An 18,038-nucleotide genomic window follows, 5' to 3' on the forward strand; every position below is an offset into this window, starting at 1 on the left:
GGCAGGCCCGCCCTCGCCGGGACCCGAACCTCAACGGCTGCCGCCCGGCGCACCTTCCGCCCGCACGCCGTCCCCATGCGCGGCTTCCGCCGTCCGCGCAGCTCCCCCTCGCACGGCTCCCGCCCGACCCGTTCGCGCACCTTCCCCCCGTACGGCCTCGCGCCGCTGCGGTGTCGCATGCCGCTCCCCCCACGCGTGCAGCGCGCCCAGTACGGGCGCCAGGTCCTCACCCGCCGCCGTCAGCACGTACTCGTCGCGCGGCGGGCGGTCGCAGTAGCGGCGGCGGGCGATCACGCCCGCTTCCTCCAGCTTGCGCAGCCGCAGCGCCAGCGTCTCCCGCGGGGCGCCCGTGTTGATCTGGATGTCCTTGAAGCGGTGCACGCCGAAGCCCAGCTCGCGCAGCACGAGCAGGCTCCACCGCTCCCCGACGACGTCGAGCGCGTCGGCGATGGAGCACACCCGGGGAGCCCCGAGATTGGTCGATTCGCTTCTCTGACTCACGGTGCTATCGTAACGCGTAGAGTTGGTTCGGAAATCGAATCCACCGACCTGACCATCTGATGCGCGTGCGCACACCCCGCATACGGACCTTCCGGAACCGCCCTCGGCGATGCCGTCCGCGCGAGGACCCGGTGGGCGCCCGCGGCGAATGAGGAGTTGTTGCAGCCATGGCCTCGATCCTGATCACCGGCGCCTCCAAGGGCGTCGGCCGAGCCACCGCCGTCGAGCTGGCGCAGCGCGGGCACCGCGTCATCGCCACCGCCCGCGACCCGCGCACCCTGGACGACCTCGACGTGGCACTGCGGCTGCGGCTGGACGTCACCGACCAGGAGAGCGTGGACGCCGCCGTCGCCCAGGCGGGCGAGATCGACACGCTGGTCTCGAACGCGGGCGTGATCTTCGCCGCCGCCGTGGAGGCGAGCCCCATCGCCGAGATCGAGCGGCTGTACGAGCAGAACACTGTCGGGGCGATCCGCGTCGTCCAGGCCGTGCTCCCGCAGATGCGGCAGCGCGGCAAGGGGCGGCTGCTCTTCGTCTCCAGCGCCGCCGGGCGCACGGTGCGCCCCGGCAACGCGGCCTACGCGGCGACGAAGTGGGCGCTGGAGGGCTTCGGCGAGGCGCTCGCCCTGGAGCTGGAGGGCTTCGGCATCGACGTCACCCTGGCCCAGCCGGGCCCGATCAGCACCGGCGCCCTGGACGACGTCCTCACCTACCGCCTCCCCGGCGACCCCTACGCCGCCGTCCTCGGCGACGGCCGTATCCCGCCGGAGGCGATGAGCACGCCTGAGGAGGTCGCCTCGGCGATCGCGGACCTCGTGGAGCTGGACACGGTCCCCCTGCGGGTGCCGATCGGCGAGGTGGCCAAGCAGGTCCTGGCGGCCAGGGATGCGGCCCCCTACGACCGCCCGTTCGCCCGCCTCTGACCCGCGGCCGGCCCCGGCCCGCCGGCTCGCACCCCGGCGCGACCCGCTCCCGCGCCGGGGCTCACTCCTCGCGGCGGAAGAGCGCGGTCCACAGGAACGGCTCGCCGAAGAGCGGGGAGTCCTCGCTCTCGTCGTGCATGCGGCGCAGCTCGACCTCCGTCAGGTCGGCGAAGATCGCGCGCAGGGACTCGGGGGTGTAGGCGAGGCCGCCGTGCAGGCGGGCCTGGTGGTAGAAGGCGACGTCGGGCAGTTCGGAGCCCATCGAGCCGGCGGCGAAGCAGGCCAGCCCGAAGTGGCCGCCGGGGGCCAGCACCCGGTCGAGCAGGGCGAGGTGGCTGATCCGGCGGTGCGGCGGCAGGTGGTGGAAGCAGCCGGAGTCGTAGACGAGGTCGTATGGGCCGGCGAGGACGCCGTCCGCGAGCGCGAAGGCGTCGCCGCAGTGGAAGCGGATGTCGGCGCCGGCCGCGCGGGCGCGCTCCCGCGCCCAGTCGACGGCCGCGGGCGAGAGGTCCACGGCGTCCACGGTGAAGCCGCGCGAGGCGAGGAAGATCGCGTTGCGCCCGGGCCCGCACCCCAGGTCGAGGGCCCGCCCGGGTGTCAGCAGCCCCCGCTCGACATGGGCCACCAGGTTCTCGTCGGGCTTGTCCGCGAAGAAGGGCACGCCCCGCCCGCGGTCCCCGTAGAAGGCGTCCCACCACGGGGCCCCCTCGGTGGTCCACCGGTCGGCCTCGGGCGCGAACAACCCGTCCAGCAGCCGCAGTACGTCCTCCACGGTCCGGATATCCCGCTCCACAGGACCCCCCCTCTCGCCTCCCCCGACCTTAGGCCACTGCGAGTGCCGGACGGGCCCGGCGGCGACCCGGCCGTCGTCAGACCCCGCCCCGGCCGTCGTAACACCCCGCCCCGGCCGCCACCTGTTGGCGCGGCAGGCGGGGGAACTGTGTGGTCTGTTCCGGGGGATCGGCGCCCCCGGGATGTGTGCGGGGCGGCTGCGCGGGCAGCCGTGCACCCGGTAGGCGGCGCGGCCGCGACCCGGAGCGAGGAGTTGCCCATGGGCGTGCGGACCTGGATCCAGGACTGGCCGGTGTACCGGCAGCTGTCCGGTGGCGATCCGCTGGGCCGCGGCGCCGCGGCCCGCTCCCGGACCACGGACGGGCTGCGGGCCCGTACCGCGACCGCGGACAAGGTGGTCAAGTCGATCTGCCCGTACTGCGCGGTGGGCTGCGCGCAGGACGTGTACGTCAAGGACGGAAAGGTCGTGCAGATCGAGGGCGACCCCGACTCCCCGGTCAGCCGCGGCCGGCTGTGCCCGAAGGGCTCGGCGACCCTCCAGCTCACCACCGGCTCCGCCCGCCGTCACGAGGTCCTCTACCGCCCGCCGTACGGCACCGACTGGGAGCGGCTGGACCTGGACACCGCGCTGGAGATGGTGGTCGACCGGGTGCTGGCCACCCGGCGCGAGACCTGGCAGGACGAGGTCGACGGACTGCGGGTCAACCGCACGCTGGGCATCGCGAGCCTGGGCGGCGCCACGCTGGACAACGAGGAGAACTACCTGATCAAGAAGCTCCTCACCGGCCTGGGCATCGTGCAGGTGGAGAACCAGGCGCGGGTGTGCCACAGCTCCACCGTCGCCGGCCTGGGCACCTCCTTCGGGCGCGGCGGCGCCACCACCTTCCTGCAGGACCTGCAGAACTCCGACTGCATCGTCATCGAGGGCTCCAACTTCGCCGAGGCGCACCCGGTCGGCTTCCAGTGGGTGATGGAGGCCAAGGCCCGCGGCGCCAAGGTGATCCACGTCGACCCGCGCTTCACCCGCACCAGCGCCCTGGCCGACCTGCACGTGCCGATCCGCGCCGGCAGCGACATCGCCTTCCTCGGCGGTCTGATCAACCACGTGCTGAGCACCGGCTCCGACTTCCGCGAGTACGTGCTGGCGTACACCAACGCGGCCACCATCGTGGGCGAGGACTTCCGCGACACCGAGGACCTGGACGGCGTCTTCTCCGGCCTGGACCCCGACGGCGGCCACTACGACCCGCTGAGCTGGCAGTACGAGGGCGGCGATGTGCAGGCCGCCTCCGGCGAGCGGGACACGCTGTACGAGGAACGGGCCCGCAACAGCGCGGTCTCCGCCGCCGGCCACTCCGAGGCCCACGGTTCCGGCGGCGCCAGGGCCGACCGCACCGCGAACAGCGACCCCACACTGGAGCACCCGCGCTGCGTCTACCAGATCCTCAAGCGCCACTTCGCCCGCTACACCCCGGAGATGGTGCAGGAGGTCTGCGGCATCGCACCGGAGGCGTTCCGCGAGGTGTGCGAGGCGCTGGTGGCGAACTCCGGGCCCGAGCGCACCACCGAGTTCGTGTACGCGGTCGGCTGGACGCAGCACAGCGTGGGCGCGCAGTACATCCGCACCGCGTGCATCCTGCAGCTGCTGCTGGGCAACATCGGCCGCCCCGGCGGCGGCATCCAGGCGCTGCGCGGCCATGCCAGCATCCAGGGCTCCAGCGACATCCCCACCCTGTTCAACCTGCTGCCCGGCTACCTGCCGATGCCGCACGCGCACGCCCACGAGGACCTGGACTCCTTCGTGGACGCGGTGAAGACCGAGAAGGGCTTCTGGGGCAACATGCGGGCCTACATGGTGAGCCTGCTCAAGGCGTACTACGGGCAGGCCGCGACGGCCGGCAACGACTTCTGCTTCGGCCACCTGCCGCGCCTGACCGGCTCGCACAGCACCTACGAGACGGTGCTCGCGCAGCTGGACGGGGTGTGCAAGGGCTACTTCCTGATGGGCGAGAACCCCGCGGTGGGCTCGGCGAACGCCAAGATGCAGCGGCTCGGCATGGCGAAGCTGGACTGGCTGGTGGTGCGCGACTTCTCCCTCATCGAGTCGGCCACCTGGTGGAAGGACGGCCCCGAGATCGAGACGGGCGAGCTGCGCACGGAGGACATCGGCACCGAGGTGTTCTTCTTCCCCGCGGCCGCGCACACCGAGAAGTCGGGCTCCTTCACCAACACCAACCGCATGCTGCAGTGGCACCACACCGCGGTGGAGCCGGCCGGCGACGCCCGCAGCGACCTGTGGTTCACCTACCACCTGGGCCGCCGGATCAAGGAGCGGCTGGCCGGGTCCACCGAGCCGAGGGACCGCGCGATCCTCGACCTGGCGTGGGACTACCCGGTGGAGGGCCCGCTGGCCGAGCCGAGCGCGGAGGCGGTGCTCGCCGAGATCAACGGCTACGGGCCCGACGGCGCACACCTGTCGGCGTACACCGAGCTGAAGGACGACGGTTCGACGAGCTGCGGCTGCTGGATCTACTGCGGGGTCTACGCCGACGGCGTGAACCAGGCGGCCCGCCGCAAGCCGCACACCGAGCAGGACTGGGTGGCCGCGGAGTGGGCCTGGGCGTGGCCGGCCAACCGCCGCCTGCTCTACAACCGCGCCTCGGCCGACCCCGAGGGCCGCCCGTGGAGCGAGCGCAAGGCATACGTGTGGTGGGACGCCGAGCAGGGCCGTTGGACCGGCCACGACGTGCCGGACTTCATCCCGGACCGGGCGCCCTCGTACCGGCCGCCCGAGGACGCCACCGGGCCCGACGCGCTCAGCGGCATCGACCCGTTCATCATGCAGGCCGACGGCAAGGGCTGGCTGTTCGCGCCCGCGGGGCTGGTGGACGGCCCGCTGCCCACGCACTACGAGCCGCAGGACTCCCCCGTCGCCAACCCGCTCCACCCGCACCAGCAGCGCAGCCCCGTGCGGCAGCTCTTCGCCCGCGACCACAACCGCTACCACCCCAGCGGCGCCGAGCCGGGCGCGGGCGTCTTCCCGTACGTGGTGACGACCTACCGGCTCACCGAGCACTTCACCGCCGGCGGCATGACCCGCTGGTCGCCCTATCTGGCCGAGTTGCAGCCGGAGATGTTCTGCGAGGTCTCCCCGGAACTGGCCGCCGAGCGCGGCCTGGTGAACGCCGGGTGGGCGACGGTGGTGACCGCCCGCGGCGCGATCGAGGCGCGGGTGCTGGTCACCGACCGGATGGCGCCGCTGCGGGCCGGCGGGCACACCGTCCACCAGATCGGCCTGCCCTATCACTGGGGCCCCAACGGCTACAGCACCGGGGATGCCGCCAACGAGCTGTCCTCGATCGCGCTCGACCCCAACGTGCACATCCAGGAGGTGAAGGCGCTGACCGCCGACATCAGGCCGGGCCGCCGGCCGCGCGGCCCCGAACTGCTCGCCCTGCTCGCCGACTACCGGCTGCGGGCCGGGATCACCGAGCGCACGGGGACGGAGGTGCGCGGATGAGCTCGCTCATCGGCCGCAACCTGCTCGCCGGCGCCGAGCCCGACCCGGCGGGCGACGCCGGCTACGGTGACCACCCGCCGCGCATGGGCTTCTTCACCGACACCTCGGTGTGCATCGGCTGCAAGGCGTGCGAGGTGGCGTGCAAGGAGTGGAACGCCGTCCCCGAGGACGGCCTGGAACTGACCGGCATGTCCTACGACAACACCCAGGGCCTGAGCGCCGACACCTGGCGGCACGTCGCCTTCGTCGAGCAGACCCGGCCACTGCCCGCGGCCCCCGACCACAGTGGCGTGGACGTCTTCGCGCTGGCCGCGGGCGAACCGGACGGGAGCGCCGCCGGCGCCCGCGACTCCCACAGCGCGGCCCCGCAGGCCCAGCAGGGCGCGGACCTCACCGTGGTGCCCTCCCCGGACGGGCGCACCGAGCTGCGCTGGCTGATGTCCTCGGACGTGTGCAAGCACTGCACGCACGCCGCCTGCCTGGACGTCTGCCCCACCGGCGCGCTGTTCCGCACGGAGTTCGGCACGGTCGTCGTCCAGGAGGACGTCTGCAACGGCTGCGGCTACTGCGTGCCCGCCTGCCCGTACGGCGTGATCGACCAGCGGCCCTCGGACGGCCGGGTGTTCAAGTGCACCCTGTGCTACGACCGGCTCGGCGACGGCATGGAGCCGGCCTGCGCGAAGGCGTGCCCGACCGACTCCATCCAGTTCGGCCCGCTGGAGGAGCTGCGCGAGCGCGCCGCGGGAAGGGTGGCGCAGCTGCAGGCGGCCGGCGAGAGCGGCGCCCGGCTGTACGGCGAGGACCCGGACGACGGGGTCGGCGGCGACGGCGCCTTCTTCCTGCTGCTGGACGAGCCCGAGGTCTACGGGCTGCCGCCGGACCCGGTGGTCACCACCCGGGACCTGCCCTCGATGTGGCGCCACGCCGCCCTCGCCGCCGGCGGCCTGCTCGGCGGGCTCGCCGCCGCGTTCGCCGTCTTCGGCACGGACCGGAAGGGATGACAGTGAGCGGATCGGGAGTGGGCAGGGACGGGGTGTACGGCGAGCGGCCCGGCCGCGAGGCACCCGGCGGGCAGGGCGCCCGCACCGGCCGGCGCCGTGGCCGCAAGGGCGAGCAACTGATGGTGCCCGAGGCGGAGTTCGGCTCGTACTACGGCCGCCCCGTGATCAACGCGCCGACCTGGGCGCCGCTGGACATCGCCGGCTACTTCTTCCTGGGCGGGCTGGCCGGGGCCGGCTCGGTGCTGGCCGCGGGCGCGCAGGAGACCGGGCGGCCGGTGATGGCGCGCGCCATGAAGGTCTCCTCGATGGCCGCGATCAGCGCCTCGGCAGCAGCGCTCGTGCACGACCTGGGCCGCCCGGAGCGCTTCGCCAACATGCTGCGGGTGCTGCGGCCCACCTCGCCGATGAGCGTGGGCTCCTGGCTGCTGTCGGTGTACGGGCCCGCGGCCGGCGCCGCCGCCGTCCTGGACGCCACAGGCAAGCTGCCGCGCGTGGGCCGCGCCGCGACGGCCGCCGCCGCGCTGCTCGGGCCCGCCGTGGCCGCCTACACCGCGGTGCTGGCGGCCGACACCGCGGTGCCCGCCTGGCACGAGGCGCACCGCGAGCTGCCCTTCGTCTTCACCGGCTCGGCCGCTGCCGCCGCCTCCGGCATGGCGCTGGCCGTGTCCCCCACCGCCGAGAACGGCCCCGCCGTTGCGGGCGCGGTGCTGGGCACCGTGCTGGAGAGCGCGGCCGTGCGCCGGATGGAGCAGCGGCTGGGGATGGTCGCCGAGCCGTACCGCGAGGGCACCGGCGGCCGTCTGATGCGCGCGGCCAAGGGCCTGGGCGTGGCCGGGGCGGCGGGGGCCGCGCTGTTCGGCCATCGCAGCCGGGCGGCGGCCGTGGTGAGCGGGGCTGCGCTGCTCGCGGGGTCGGCCTGCACGCGGTTCGGTGTCTTCCACGCCGGGGTCGCCTCGGCGAAGGACCCCAAGTACACGGTCGTGCCGCAGCGCGAGCGGCTGCGGGCCCGCGAGCAGGAGCGGCAGCGGGCGGCCGCGGCCGCCGAGCCGGGCGCCTGAACCGGCGGAACCGCCCACGTGGGGGACCTCCTGATGTCCCGTCAGGACATTTTTTTCCGCCGAACGGCTGACACCGCGTTAGCGGCGCGGTCGTGCGGGCACCCGTCAGGGCCGGCCGGTGCGCGAGAGAAGGAGGGTGGGGCCAGGTGTTGCTGTTCCGCGGGCGCCGCGAGCGCCTGGGCACGGCCGTACGGCAGGCCGCGGACACCGGGTTCACCGTGCTGGACCGGCGGCTGCCCGCGGCGGAGGCGGCCAAGGTCCTGCTGCGCAAGGCGTTCCCCGACCACTGGAGCTTCCTGCTGGGCGAACTCGCCCTCTACAGCTTCGTGGTGCTGGTCCTCACCGGCAGCTGGCTCACCCTCTTCTTCGACCCCGGCACCCGCGAGATCGTCTACCACGGCTCCTACACCCCGCTGCAGGGCCTGCCGGTGTCCGTCGCCTACGACTCCACCCTGCACATCAGCTTCGACGTGCGCGGCGGCCTGCTGGTGCGTCAGATGCACCACTGGGCCGCGCTGTTCTTCCTCTCCGCGATCGGGGTGCACCTGCTGCGGGTCTTCTTCACCGGCGCCTTCCGCCGGCCGCGCGAGATCAACTGGATGATCGGCGTCACCCTCTTCCTGCTCGCGCTGCTGGAGGGCTTCTGCGGCTACTCGCTCCCCGACGACCTGCTCTCGGGCACCGGGCTGCGCACCGCCAACAGCATCGTGCTGTCGATCCCGGTGGCCGGCACCTACCTGTCCTACCTGTTCTGGGGCGGCTCGTTCCCCGGCCACGTGCTGAACGGGCGGCTGTACATCCTGCACGTGCTGTTCCTGCCGGGCGCGCTGATCGCCCTGGTCGCGGCGCACCTCGTGCTCGTGTTCTACCTCAAGCACACCCAGTGGGGCGGCCCGGGCCGCACCAACCGCACGGTCACCGGGCGGCCGCTGTTCCCGCACTTCACCGCGAAGTCCACCGGGCTGCTGTGCATGGTCGCCGGCGTCATGGCGGTCCTGGGCGCCCTCGCGCAGATCAACCCGGTCTGGGAGTACGGCCCCTACCGCGCCGACCAGGTGAGCACCAACGCGCAGCCCGACTGGTACGTCGGCTTCCTGGAGGGCGCGCTGCGGCTGATGCCGCCCTGGGAGACCCGCGCGGCCGGGCACACCGTGATGTGGAACGTGCTGCTGCCCGCCGTGGTGCTGCCCGGCCTGCTCTTCACGCTGCTGTACGGCTACCCGGTCTTCGAGCGCTGGGTGACCGGCGAGCGCGGCGAGTCGCACCTGTGCGACCGGCCCCGGGACAACCCGACCCGCACCGGCCTGGGGGTGGCCGCCGTCGTCGCCTACGCGGTGCTGCTGCTGGCCGGCGGCAACGACGTGGTCGCCTTCTCCTTCCACCTGTCGGTGAACGCGCTGACCTGGCTGCTGCGGGTGCTGGTGGTCCTCGGGCCGGTGGCGGCCTTCCTCGCCACCAAGCGGCTGTGCCTGGCGCTGCAGACGCACGAGCGGCACGTGCTGGAGGAGGGCGAGGAGACCGGCGTGGTGCGGCAGAGCGTGTACGGCGGCCTCGAACCGCAGCGCGCCGAGGTGCGCATCGACCGCCGCTACCGCTTCCTCGTCCGCGACCTGCCGCGCCCGGCGCCGCCGCCGGAGCGGGCGGCGCCGCGGCGGGTGCGGCTGCGGGCCGCGCTCAGCCGCTGGTACTTCGCCCGCCGCGAGGAACTGCCGACGACACCCGAGCAGCGGCGGCACATCGAGGAGGCACTGGCGGAGCCGGAGCGGAGGCGGTCATGACGGACCTGGAGACGGCGGCGCCCGAAGGCGTCGACCAAGGGGCCTCCGGCGGGAGCCGGCTGGGCTCGCGGGTGCTGGGCTGGACCACCACCACCGACCACAAGACCATCGGCAACCTCTACATGGTCACCGCGTTCTGCTTCTTCCTCTTCGCCGGCCTGCTCGCGATGGGCATGCGCGCCGAACTCGCCCGGCCGGGCCTGCAGTTGTGGAGCAACGCGCAGTACAACCAGCTGGTGACGATCCACGGCACCATCATGATGCTGCTGTTCGCCACCCCGATGTTCGCCGGTTTCGCCAACGCGGTGATGCCGCTGCAGATCGGCGCGCCGGACGTCGCCTTCCCGCGGCTGAACGCGCTGACGTACTGGCTCTACCTGTTCGGCGCCCTCATCGTCGTCTCCGGCTTCGTGGTGCCCGGTGGCGCGGCCGCCTTCGGCTGGTTCGCGTACGCGCCGCTCAACAGCGCGATCTTCTCCCCCGGCGCCGGCGGCGACCTGTGGGCGATGGGCCTGGTGCTCACCGGGTTGAGCACCACGCTCGGCTCGGTGAACTTCGTCGCCACGATCATCTGCCTGCGCGCCCCGGGCATGACGATGTTCCGGATGCCGATCTTCACCTGGAACATCCTGTTCACCTCGATCCTGGCGCTGCTCGCCTTCCCGGTGCTGACCGCGGCGCTGCTGGCGCTGGAGGCCGACCGCAAGTTCGGCGCGCACGTCTTCGACGCCGCCAATGGCGGAGCGATCCTGTGGCAGCACCTGTTCTGGTTCTTCGGGCACCCGGAGGTCTACATCGTCGCCCTGCCGTTCTTCGGCGTGATCACCGAGGTCATCCCGGTCTTCAGCCGCAAGCCGGTCTTCGGGTACCTCGGCATGGTGGGCGCCACGGTGGCGATCACGATGCTGTCGGCCACGGTGTGGGCGCACCACATGTTCGCCACCGGCATGGTGCTGCTGCCGTTCTTCTCCCTGATGTCCTTCCTGATCGCGGTGCCGACCGGGGTGAAGTTCTTCAACTGGATCGGCACCATGTGGCGCGGCTCGGTCTCCTTCGAGACGCCGATGCTGTGGTCGGTGGGCTTCCTGGTGACCTTCCTGCTGGGCGGCCTGAGCGGGGTGCTGCTCGCCTCCCCGCCGCTCGACTTCCACGTCACCGACTCCTACTTCGTGGTGGCCCACCTGCACTACGTGCTCTTCGGCACGGTGGTCTTCGCGATGTTCGCCGGCTTCTACTTCTGGTGGCCGAAGTGGACCGGGCGGATGCTGGACGAGCGGCTCGGCCGGATCCACTTCTGGACGCTCTTCTTCGGCTTCCAGGGCACCTTCCTGGTCCAGCACTGGCTCGGCGAGGAGGGCATGCCCCGCCGGTACGCCGACTACCTGGCCGCCGACGGCTTCACGACCCTCAACACGGTCTCCTCGATCAGCGCCTTCCTGCTGGGCTTGTCGACGCTGCCCTTCCTCTACAACGTGCTGCGCACCGCCCGCCAGGCGCCCAGGGTCGAGGTGGACGACCCGTGGGGCTTCGGGCGCTCGCTGGAGTGGGCGACCTCCTGCCCGCCGCCGCGGCACAACTTCCTCACGCTGCCGCGCATCCGCTCGGACTCCCCCGCTTTCGACCTGCACCACCCCGAGACGTCCCGCCCGCCGGCCCCGCCCGGGCAGGCCACGCCCGACCCGCACCAGGAGAGCACGCCGTGAGGGGCGAACGGAACCTGTTCACGGGCGTGGCCTGCTTCTTCCTGGTCACCGGTGCGCTGTACGGCTGGTGGTCGGACGCGGAGCCGGCCGGGACGGCGGCCCTGACGGTCGCCTTCGTGATGGCGTCGGTGATCGCCTTCTTCCTCGGCCTGGCCGGCCACCGCGGCGGGGAGCGCCCGGAGGACCGCCGTGAGGGGGACATCGCCGAGCGGGCCGGCCCGGTGGACTTCTTCCCCGCCCGCAGCCCCTACCCGCCCCTGACCGCGGTGGGCACCGCCATCTGCGCCCTCGGCGTCGTCTACGGCCTGTGGCTGTTCCTCCTCGGCTTCGGCGTCCTGGCGTCGGGCGTGGGCGGCATGTGCTTCCAGTACGTCCACCGCGGCGAGGACTCCTGATCCGCGCCCGCACCTTCCCCGGAGCCCGGCCGGGCAGCGAGGCCCGGCGGGATGGCGGCACGGTGGGGCGGCAGGTCCGGCCGCCGGAAACGGCCGTTCGGCCGGTACTCCCGGGATGCCCGCTGTGCGCCGCGGCGTCCGTCATACGAGATCCGTGTTGACCCGACCGGTTGTTGTCTGTTGGACTTTCCTTTCATGAGCCCGCGACTGGACCTCACCCGGCGCCGCCACATCGACCTGGCGCGCGTCTCCAGTGCGTTCTGTTGCCGTTGACGCCCCCGGGACGCTGCTAGCGCGTCCCTGACCGCCCGCCCCGGCAGCGCCCGCTCCTCCCCCTCGTGTCCCGCCCGTCTTCCGCGGGCCGCACCGAGCCGGAACCTCCCGCGTGCTGCCGAGGCCGGCGTACTTCTCCGGCCGAACGGGACGACGACGCCCCGCCCCGGCACCGTTCCCACGCCTCCGCCGGCCACCGGGCGCCGACCGGAACCGGCGTCCCCTCCCGCGGTCGCCGCGCGCCCGTGCGGCACCCTCCGCCCCTCGCGGTCCACCTCTTCGAAACGAGGATGCATGGCCACCGTCCTGTCCTTGTCCGGCAGCCCCTCCCCGACCTCGCGCACCGCCCGCCTGCTGCGCCACCTGGACGCCCGGCTCGCCGAGCGCGGCCATACCGTTCTGCCGCTGGACGCCCGCGACCTGCCCGCCGAGGCGCTGCTGGGCGCCGACTTCGGGCACCCCGCGATCGTCGGCGCCCGGGAGCTGTTCGAGCGGGCCGACGCCGTGGTGGTCGGCACGCCCGTCTACAAGGCGGCCTACTCCGGGCTGCTCAAGGCGCTGCTGGACGTCCTGCCGCAGCACGCGCTGGCCGGCAAGACGGTGCTGCCGCTGGCCACCGGCGGCAGCACCTCCCACGTCCTGGCGATCGACTACGCGCTGCGGCCGGTGCTGTCCTCGATGGGCGCCGCGCACATCGTGCAGGGCTGGTTCGTGCTCGACCGCGACCTGGCCGCGGGGCCGGACGGCTCGCTGGTGATCGGCGAGGAGGCCGCACAGGGCCTGGCGCAGGTGCTCGACCAGTTCGCCACCGCGGTCGAGGCACCGCGGGTACGGGCGGCCGAGGTCGCCACGGGGCGGCGGCGGGCCCGCACCGTGCGGGAGGCCGCACGCGAGGCGCCCCGCGACACGCCGAGGGAGGCATCCCGAGAAGCCCTGCGCGAGGCGACCGCCCCCGTCCCCCGGCCCTTCCGGCCCTGACCGCCATCCGTTCGTCCGTCAGCTCATGCAATATATATATTGCATGAGCTGACGGACCGGCACCTTCCGGAGCTGCCCCCGTGTCCGTACGCACCCGCCAGACCCTCCATGTCCCGCCCGGGCCGCAGGAGTTCCCCGACAGCCCGCTCTCGCGCGCGCTGCGCCAGCCCCTGCTGCTCGGCGTCTTCCTGCCGCTGCAGACCGGCGGCTGGTCGCAGTCCACGCTGCCCCGCGGCACCGACTGGACCTTCGACTACAACCTCGAACTGACCCGGCGCGCCGAGGCGCTGGGCTTCGACATCGCCTTCGGCCTGTCCCAGTGGCTGCCCAAGGGCGGCTTCGGCGGCGCGAGCCGCTACCGGGAGAACTTCCTCGACCCCTTCGTCTCGGCCGTCGCGCTGTCCGCCGCCACCCGGCGCATCCTGCTCTTCGGCACCGTCCACGTCCTCTACGGGCCCTGGCACCCGCTGCACCTGGCGAAGTTCCTCGCCACCGCCGACCACGTCTCCGGCGGCCGCTTCGGCGCCAACATCGTCACCGGGTACGCCGACACCGAGCCCGACATGTTCGGCATGACCCGCCTCGACCACGACCTGCGCTACGAGGCCGCCGACGAGTTCACCGCGATCTGCGAGGACCTGTGGGCCGGCGCGGACAACCTCACCTACGAAGGCGCGCACTGGTCGCTGCGCGGCGCCTACGTCTCCCCCCGCCCCGCCTACGGCCGCCCGATCCTGGTCTCGGCCAGCGGCTCCCCGGCCGGCTTCGCCTACGGCGGCAGGCACTCCGACATCGTCTTCGTCTCCTCCCCGGCCGGCGAGGAGTTCGAGAAGGCGATCACCGCGCTGCCCGCGCACGTGGCCCGCGTCAAGCAGGCCGCCCGCGACCAGGGCCGCGAGGTGAAGGTCATCATCAACCCCACCGTCGTCTCCGCCGACAGCCGCAAGGAGGCGCAGGCCAGGTACCAGGCGATCATGGACCACGCCGACCTGGAGTCGATCGCCAACTTCACCGGCCGCCACCAGGCCGGCGACAGCCGCTCCTGGCTGGAGCACTCCGCACGCGGCCGCGCGGTCGGCGGCCACCTGCACATCGTGGGCGACCCCGCCGACGTCACCCGGCAACTGGCCGCACTGCACGCGGCCGGCCTCGACGGGGTGCAGCTCACCTTCTACGACTACCTGCCCGACCTCGAGCACTTCGGCCGCGCGGTCCTGCCACTGCTGGAGCAGGCCGGGCTGCGCACGCCCGCCGAACCGCTCGACCTCGCGTCCCCCCGCACGCCCTCGCACCCGTCCCCGTACACCTCTCCGCAGGAGACGCCGTGACCGCCACCCTCGCCGCTCCCGCGGCACCGACCCGGCTCGACCGCAGAGCCTGGACCGTCCTCGCCATCACCACCGTCTTCTGGATCGCCGACGGCTACGACACCTTCGTCCTGATCATCACAGGAAAACCCGCCCTGCTCGACCTGCTGCCCGCGCACGAGGCCGGCTCGGTCCCCCGCTACATGGGCTACCTGCTCGCCATCACGCTGGCCGGCTGGGCCACCGGCGGCATCGTCGGCGGCGCGCTGGGCGACCGGCTCGGGCGGCGGCGCACCATGGTCGCCGGTGTCGCGGTCTACAGCGTGGCCACCGTCGCCTCCGCGGCCACCGGCACCTGGTGGCTGCTCGGCATCACCCGCTTCGTCACCGGCGTCGGCATCGGCGCAGAGTGGGGCGTGGGCACCTCGCTGCTCCAGGAGGTCTGGCCCGAGCGCTGGCGCACCAAGGGCGCGGGGCTGCTGCAGGCCGGCTTCTCCGTCGGCGGCCTGATCGTCTCCGCGCTGTGGGTGCTCATCGGCTCCACCTGGGGGCTGTCCTGGCGGTGGATGTATCTGTTCGGTCTGCTGCCGCTGATCATCGTCGCCCTGGTCTTCCGCAGCATCCCGGAGTCCCCGCGCTGGGCCGGCGGCCCGCGCCGGGTCCGCCGCGCCGATCTGCGACAGGCGGGCGTGCTGCGGAGGTTCGGCGCCGCCCTGGTGGTCTCGATCGCCATCACCGGCGGCTGGTGGGCAGTCTCCTCCTTCCTGCCGACCTACGTGGGCGGCATGGTGCACGACCCGCGCCGGATCGCCTTCTTCACCGGCTGGGCGGGCGCGCTCTACAACGTCGGGGAGATCCTGGGCTGCGTCGCGCTGGGCTTCCTCGCCGAGTGGTGGGGCCGCAAGCCCACCGCCGTGCTGTTCTTCGCCGGCTCCGCCGCCGTGGTGCCGATCGTCTTCCTCGGCCTGCACGGCGCAGGCCTGGTGACGTGGTGCCAGCTCGCGGCCGGCTTCTTCACCGGCGGGCTGTACAGCTGGTACGCCGTGCACACCCCCGAGCTGTTCCCCACCGCCATCCGGGCGACCGCGATCAGCTCGGTCTTCTCCGGCGCCCGCTACCTGGCGATGATCGGCTCGGTCGTCTCCGGCTCGCTCGCCTCGGCGATCGGCGGATTCGGCCGCACGGCCGCCGTGTTCGCCCCGATCTACCTCATCGGCATCGTCGCGGTGCTCTTCCTGCCCGAGACCCGCGGCCGCGGCCTGCCGCAGTGACCCGCCCGCGCAGCGGCCCGTACCCGCGACCGCGCACCGCACCCGCCGACGAGCCCGCCGACCCCACGCCCCGACCGGAAGGCCCCACCCCGTGAGCACCACCGAGCCCGAGTTCCTCTGGTACTACGTCACCCACGACGGCCCCTATCCCTGGGAGCCCGAGGGGCGCCGCGACATCCGCCTGCCGGACGTCAAGGCGCTCGCCACCGCGCTGGACTCCCTGCCCTACAGCGGCGCCCTGCTCTCGACCACCGGCCACAACGCCTGGGTCACCGCCACCGCCGCGGCCACCGTCACCCGCGACTTCCGGCCGCTGGTGGCCCTGCGTCCCCAGGTCACCTCCGTCACCGAACTCGCCAACATCGCCCTCAGCTTCGACGAGCTCTTCGACGGCCGGCTGCTGATCAACGTCATCAACTCCGAGACCCCGATCTGGCGCCAGCACGGCATCCACCTGGAGAACGACGAGCGCTACGACCTGCACGCCGAGTACTGGGAGGTCTTCAACCGCCTGGTCGCCGGCGAGAAGGTCAGCTACAAGGGCCGCTACGTCGAGGTGGAGAACGCCGTCGGCAACCCCTGGCTGACCCCGCGCCGCCCGCACATCCCGCTGTGGTTCTCCGGCTCCTCGGACAAGGCCCTGGACGTCGCGGCCCGCTTCGCCGACGCCTACCTCACCTTCTCCGAGCCGCTGGAGCAGCTGCGCGAGAAGCTCGCCGCCGTCACCGGCCGGGCGGCCGCACTCGGCCGCACGCCCCGGCTCGGCCTGCGCGCCTCGCTGGTGACCGGCGAGACCGACGCCGACGCCTGGCGCAAGGCCGACACCCTGCTGCGCGCCACCAGCCGCGCCACGCTGGATCGCAAGCTCGGCGTCATCGCCAAGGGCGGCAACGCGGGTGGCCGTTCGGTCACCCAGTCCCGCGTGTTCGCCACCCTGCCCGAGGCGGGTCTGGAGGCACTGCGCGCCGGTCGGCTGCCGGACTCCGCGCGCGACCTGGCCCACGACGAGGTGCTGTGGCCGGGCATCTCGCTGCTCCAGCAGGGCCCGCCGATGGCCCTGGTCGGCGGCCACGCCACGATCGCGGCCCGGCTGCGCGAATACCGGGAGGCGGGCGTCGACATCTTCATCCTCGACTCCCTGCCGCTGCTCGAAGGCGCCTACGAGGTCGCCGAGAAGATCCTGCCGCTCGTCCGCGGCGCCTGACCGGACCGCCCGTTCACACCGGCGGTCGCAGACAGTTTCGAATTCATGGAAGAGGAGCACACCATGGCGGACAACACCGTCGTCGTCGGAACCACCCGCACCCAGGGGCGGTTCCTGGCCGAGGCCAGGGAGCGGCTGCTGGTCGTCGACTCCACCGACGGGCGCGGCGGGCGCGGCCAGGCGTGGCTCGCCGGCGAGCTGCTGCTCGCCGCGCTGGGCGCCTGCGCCACCAGCAGCGTCACCCACTTCGCCCGGGAGGAGGGCATCGCGCTGGACGACGTGGAGGCCACCGCGTCCTACACCCGGCACCCCACCGACCCCACCGCCTACGAGGAGGTCCTGCTGGAGGTCACCACCTGGGACGTCACGCAGGAGCAGGCCGAGCTGCTGGTGCGCCTGTACACCGAGAACTGCCCGGTGTACGGGACGACTTCGCGCGGCGGCAAGGTGCGGCTCGTGGTCCGCGCGCAGGCCGGGCGGCGCACGGACGATCGGTAGACTGCGGCGATGAGGCTCACTCCCCCGCACGCCCCCACCAAGAGCGAGGCGGCGTACCAGGCCCTGCTGCGGGCGATCCGGGCGGGCGACCTGGCGCCGGGCCAGCGGGTGATCATCGCCGAGGTCGCCGAGCAATTGGGGATGAGCCTCACGCCCGTGCGCGACGCGCTCGCCCTGCTCGCCGAGCAGGGCCTGGTGGTGCGCCGGCCCAACCACATGACGGTCATCAGCGAGCACACCCGCGAGCGGTCCGCGGAGGTGTCGATGCTGCGGTCCCTGCTGGAGCCGCAGGCGGCGATGCTGGCGGCCGTGCGCGCCGACCCGGACGCCCTGGCGGCGATCGGGGCGGCGTGCGCGGCCATGGACCGGGCGGTGGCCGGCGGTGACGGCGCCGGGCCGGGCGACGCCAACGCCCGCTTCCACCAGGCGGTCGCGCGGGCCGGCGGCTCGGAGGTGCTGGCGGACTTCATCGACCGGCTGTGGAAGCAGATCCCGCTGCAAGGGCTCACCGTCACCGGCCAGTCGGCGAAGGCCGCCCGCGAGCACCGGGAGATCCTGGCGGCGATCGAGGCGGGCGACGGCGAGCAGGCCCGCCTGCTGATGGCCGCGCACGTCGGCCACGCGGCAGCGGCGGCCGAGGCGTTCCTGGACGAGATCCGCCCCCGGGTCTGAGAGGCCGCCGCCGCGGGGGCTTCGAGGGCCCGACGGGCTGGGGGCGTCGGGCGCCGGGTGGCCCACGCCCCGGACCGCCTGGGCGCGGGACGCGAGGTCCCGGAGTTGGCAGTCCGAGCGGCCCCCCGGCCCCGGGTGTGCGGCGCGCGGCCCGGCGCTGCGCT

Annotated in this window: 15 protein-coding genes and 1 pseudogene; 14 read left to right on the plus strand and 2 right to left on the minus strand. The window is 73.4% G+C overall.

What is annotated here, in order from left to right; all coding sequences use genetic code 11:
• Positions 1-30 precede the first annotated feature (30 nt).
• Positions 31-501 carry a winged helix-turn-helix transcriptional regulator gene (locus BLR33_RS27375; protein WP_093787299.1) on the minus strand — a complete coding sequence of 157 codons (471 nt, stop codon included), beginning with the start codon at positions 499-501 and terminating at the stop codon, positions 31-33.
• Positions 502-668: 167 nt separating this feature from the next.
• Here BLR33_RS27375 and BLR33_RS27380 point away from each other — a divergent pair, with 167 nt between their 5' ends.
• Positions 669-1,424, plus strand: coding sequence for an SDR family oxidoreductase (locus BLR33_RS27380; protein ID WP_093787300.1), 756 nt, complete (start codon positions 669-671; stop codon positions 1,422-1,424).
• A gap of 61 nt (positions 1,425-1,485) precedes the next feature.
• Here the strand turns inward: BLR33_RS27380 and BLR33_RS27385 are convergent, their stop codons facing one another.
• Positions 1,486-2,217 carry a class I SAM-dependent methyltransferase gene (locus tag BLR33_RS27385; RefSeq protein ID WP_093787301.1) on the minus strand — a complete coding sequence of 244 codons (732 nt, stop codon included), beginning with the start codon at positions 2,215-2,217 and terminating at the stop codon, positions 1,486-1,488.
• Positions 2,218-2,475: 258 nt separating this feature from the next.
• Between BLR33_RS27385 and fdh the strand changes: the two genes are divergently transcribed.
• The 13 genes and pseudogenes from fdh to BLR33_RS27445 all read left to right on the plus strand — a co-directional run bounded on the left by fdh (position 2,476) and on the right by BLR33_RS27445 (position 17,874).
• Positions 2,476-5,736 (plus strand): formate dehydrogenase, encoded by a 3,261-nt coding sequence (gene fdh / locus BLR33_RS27390; RefSeq protein WP_093787302.1) that lies wholly within the window; start codon positions 2,476-2,478, stop codon positions 5,734-5,736.
• A complete protein-coding gene (locus BLR33_RS27395; RefSeq protein ID WP_093787303.1) occupies positions 5,733-6,737 on the plus strand; it encodes a 4Fe-4S dicluster domain-containing protein in 1,005 nt (334 codons plus the stop codon). Before fdh ends, BLR33_RS27395 begins: the two co-directional genes overlap by 4 nt.
• A gap of 2 nt (positions 6,738-6,739) precedes the next feature.
• Positions 6,740-7,795, plus strand: coding sequence for an NrfD/PsrC family molybdoenzyme membrane anchor subunit (gene nrfD / locus BLR33_RS27400; RefSeq protein ID WP_245771699.1), 1,056 nt, complete (start codon positions 6,740-6,742; stop codon positions 7,793-7,795).
• 149 nt (positions 7,796-7,944) lie between these two features.
• Entirely contained in the window at positions 7,945-9,573 is a 1,629-nt protein-coding gene (gene qcrB, locus BLR33_RS27405) for a cytochrome bc1 complex cytochrome b subunit (RefSeq protein WP_093787380.1), read from the plus strand.
• Entirely contained in the window at positions 9,570-11,276 is a 1,707-nt protein-coding gene (gene ctaD, locus BLR33_RS27410; protein ID WP_093787305.1) for an aa3-type cytochrome oxidase subunit I, read from the plus strand. The genes qcrB and ctaD overlap by 4 nt, the downstream gene beginning before the upstream one ends.
• The gene (ctaF, locus tag BLR33_RS27415) at positions 11,273-11,671 is read left to right on the plus strand and encodes an aa3-type cytochrome oxidase subunit IV (protein ID WP_093787306.1); all 399 of its coding nucleotides are present in this window, start codon (positions 11,273-11,275) and stop codon (positions 11,669-11,671) included. The genes ctaD and ctaF overlap by 4 nt, the downstream gene beginning before the upstream one ends.
• A gap of 195 nt (positions 11,672-11,866) precedes the next feature.
• Positions 11,867-11,944 carry a putative leader peptide gene (locus tag BLR33_RS37195; protein WP_407639729.1) on the plus strand — a complete coding sequence of 26 codons (78 nt, stop codon included), beginning with the start codon at positions 11,867-11,869 and terminating at the stop codon, positions 11,942-11,944.
• Positions 11,945-12,238: 294 nt separating this feature from the next.
• Positions 12,239-12,784 (plus strand): annotated as a pseudogene (gene ssuE, locus BLR33_RS27420) (NADPH-dependent FMN reductase); the annotation flags it as partial.
• Between the two features lie 218 nt (positions 12,785-13,002).
• The gene (locus BLR33_RS27425; RefSeq protein ID WP_093787308.1) at positions 13,003-14,250 is read left to right on the plus strand and encodes an LLM class flavin-dependent oxidoreductase; all 1,248 of its coding nucleotides are present in this window, start codon (positions 13,003-13,005) and stop codon (positions 14,248-14,250) included.
• Positions 14,247-15,500, plus strand: coding sequence for an MFS transporter (locus tag BLR33_RS27430; RefSeq protein WP_093787309.1), 1,254 nt, complete (start codon positions 14,247-14,249; stop codon positions 15,498-15,500). The genes BLR33_RS27425 and BLR33_RS27430 overlap by 4 nt, the downstream gene beginning before the upstream one ends.
• Before the next feature lie 91 nt (positions 15,501-15,591).
• A complete protein-coding gene (locus BLR33_RS27435; protein WP_093787310.1) occupies positions 15,592-16,704 on the plus strand; it encodes an LLM class flavin-dependent oxidoreductase in 1,113 nt (370 codons plus the stop codon).
• Between the two features lie 63 nt (positions 16,705-16,767).
• Positions 16,768-17,202: an OsmC family protein gene (locus tag BLR33_RS27440; protein ID WP_176930533.1), complete on the plus strand. Its 435-nt coding sequence runs from the start codon at positions 16,768-16,770 to the stop codon at positions 17,200-17,202.
• 9 nt (positions 17,203-17,211) lie between these two features.
• Positions 17,212-17,874, plus strand: coding sequence for a GntR family transcriptional regulator (locus BLR33_RS27445; protein ID WP_093787312.1), 663 nt, complete (start codon positions 17,212-17,214; stop codon positions 17,872-17,874).
• The last annotated feature ends 164 nt before the right edge of the window (positions 17,875-18,038 follow it).

Origin of the sequence: Actinacidiphila guanduensis, from assembly GCF_900103985.1 — a bacterium.
Lineage (GTDB): Bacteria > Actinomycetota > Actinomycetes > Streptomycetales > Streptomycetaceae > Actinacidiphila > Actinacidiphila guanduensis.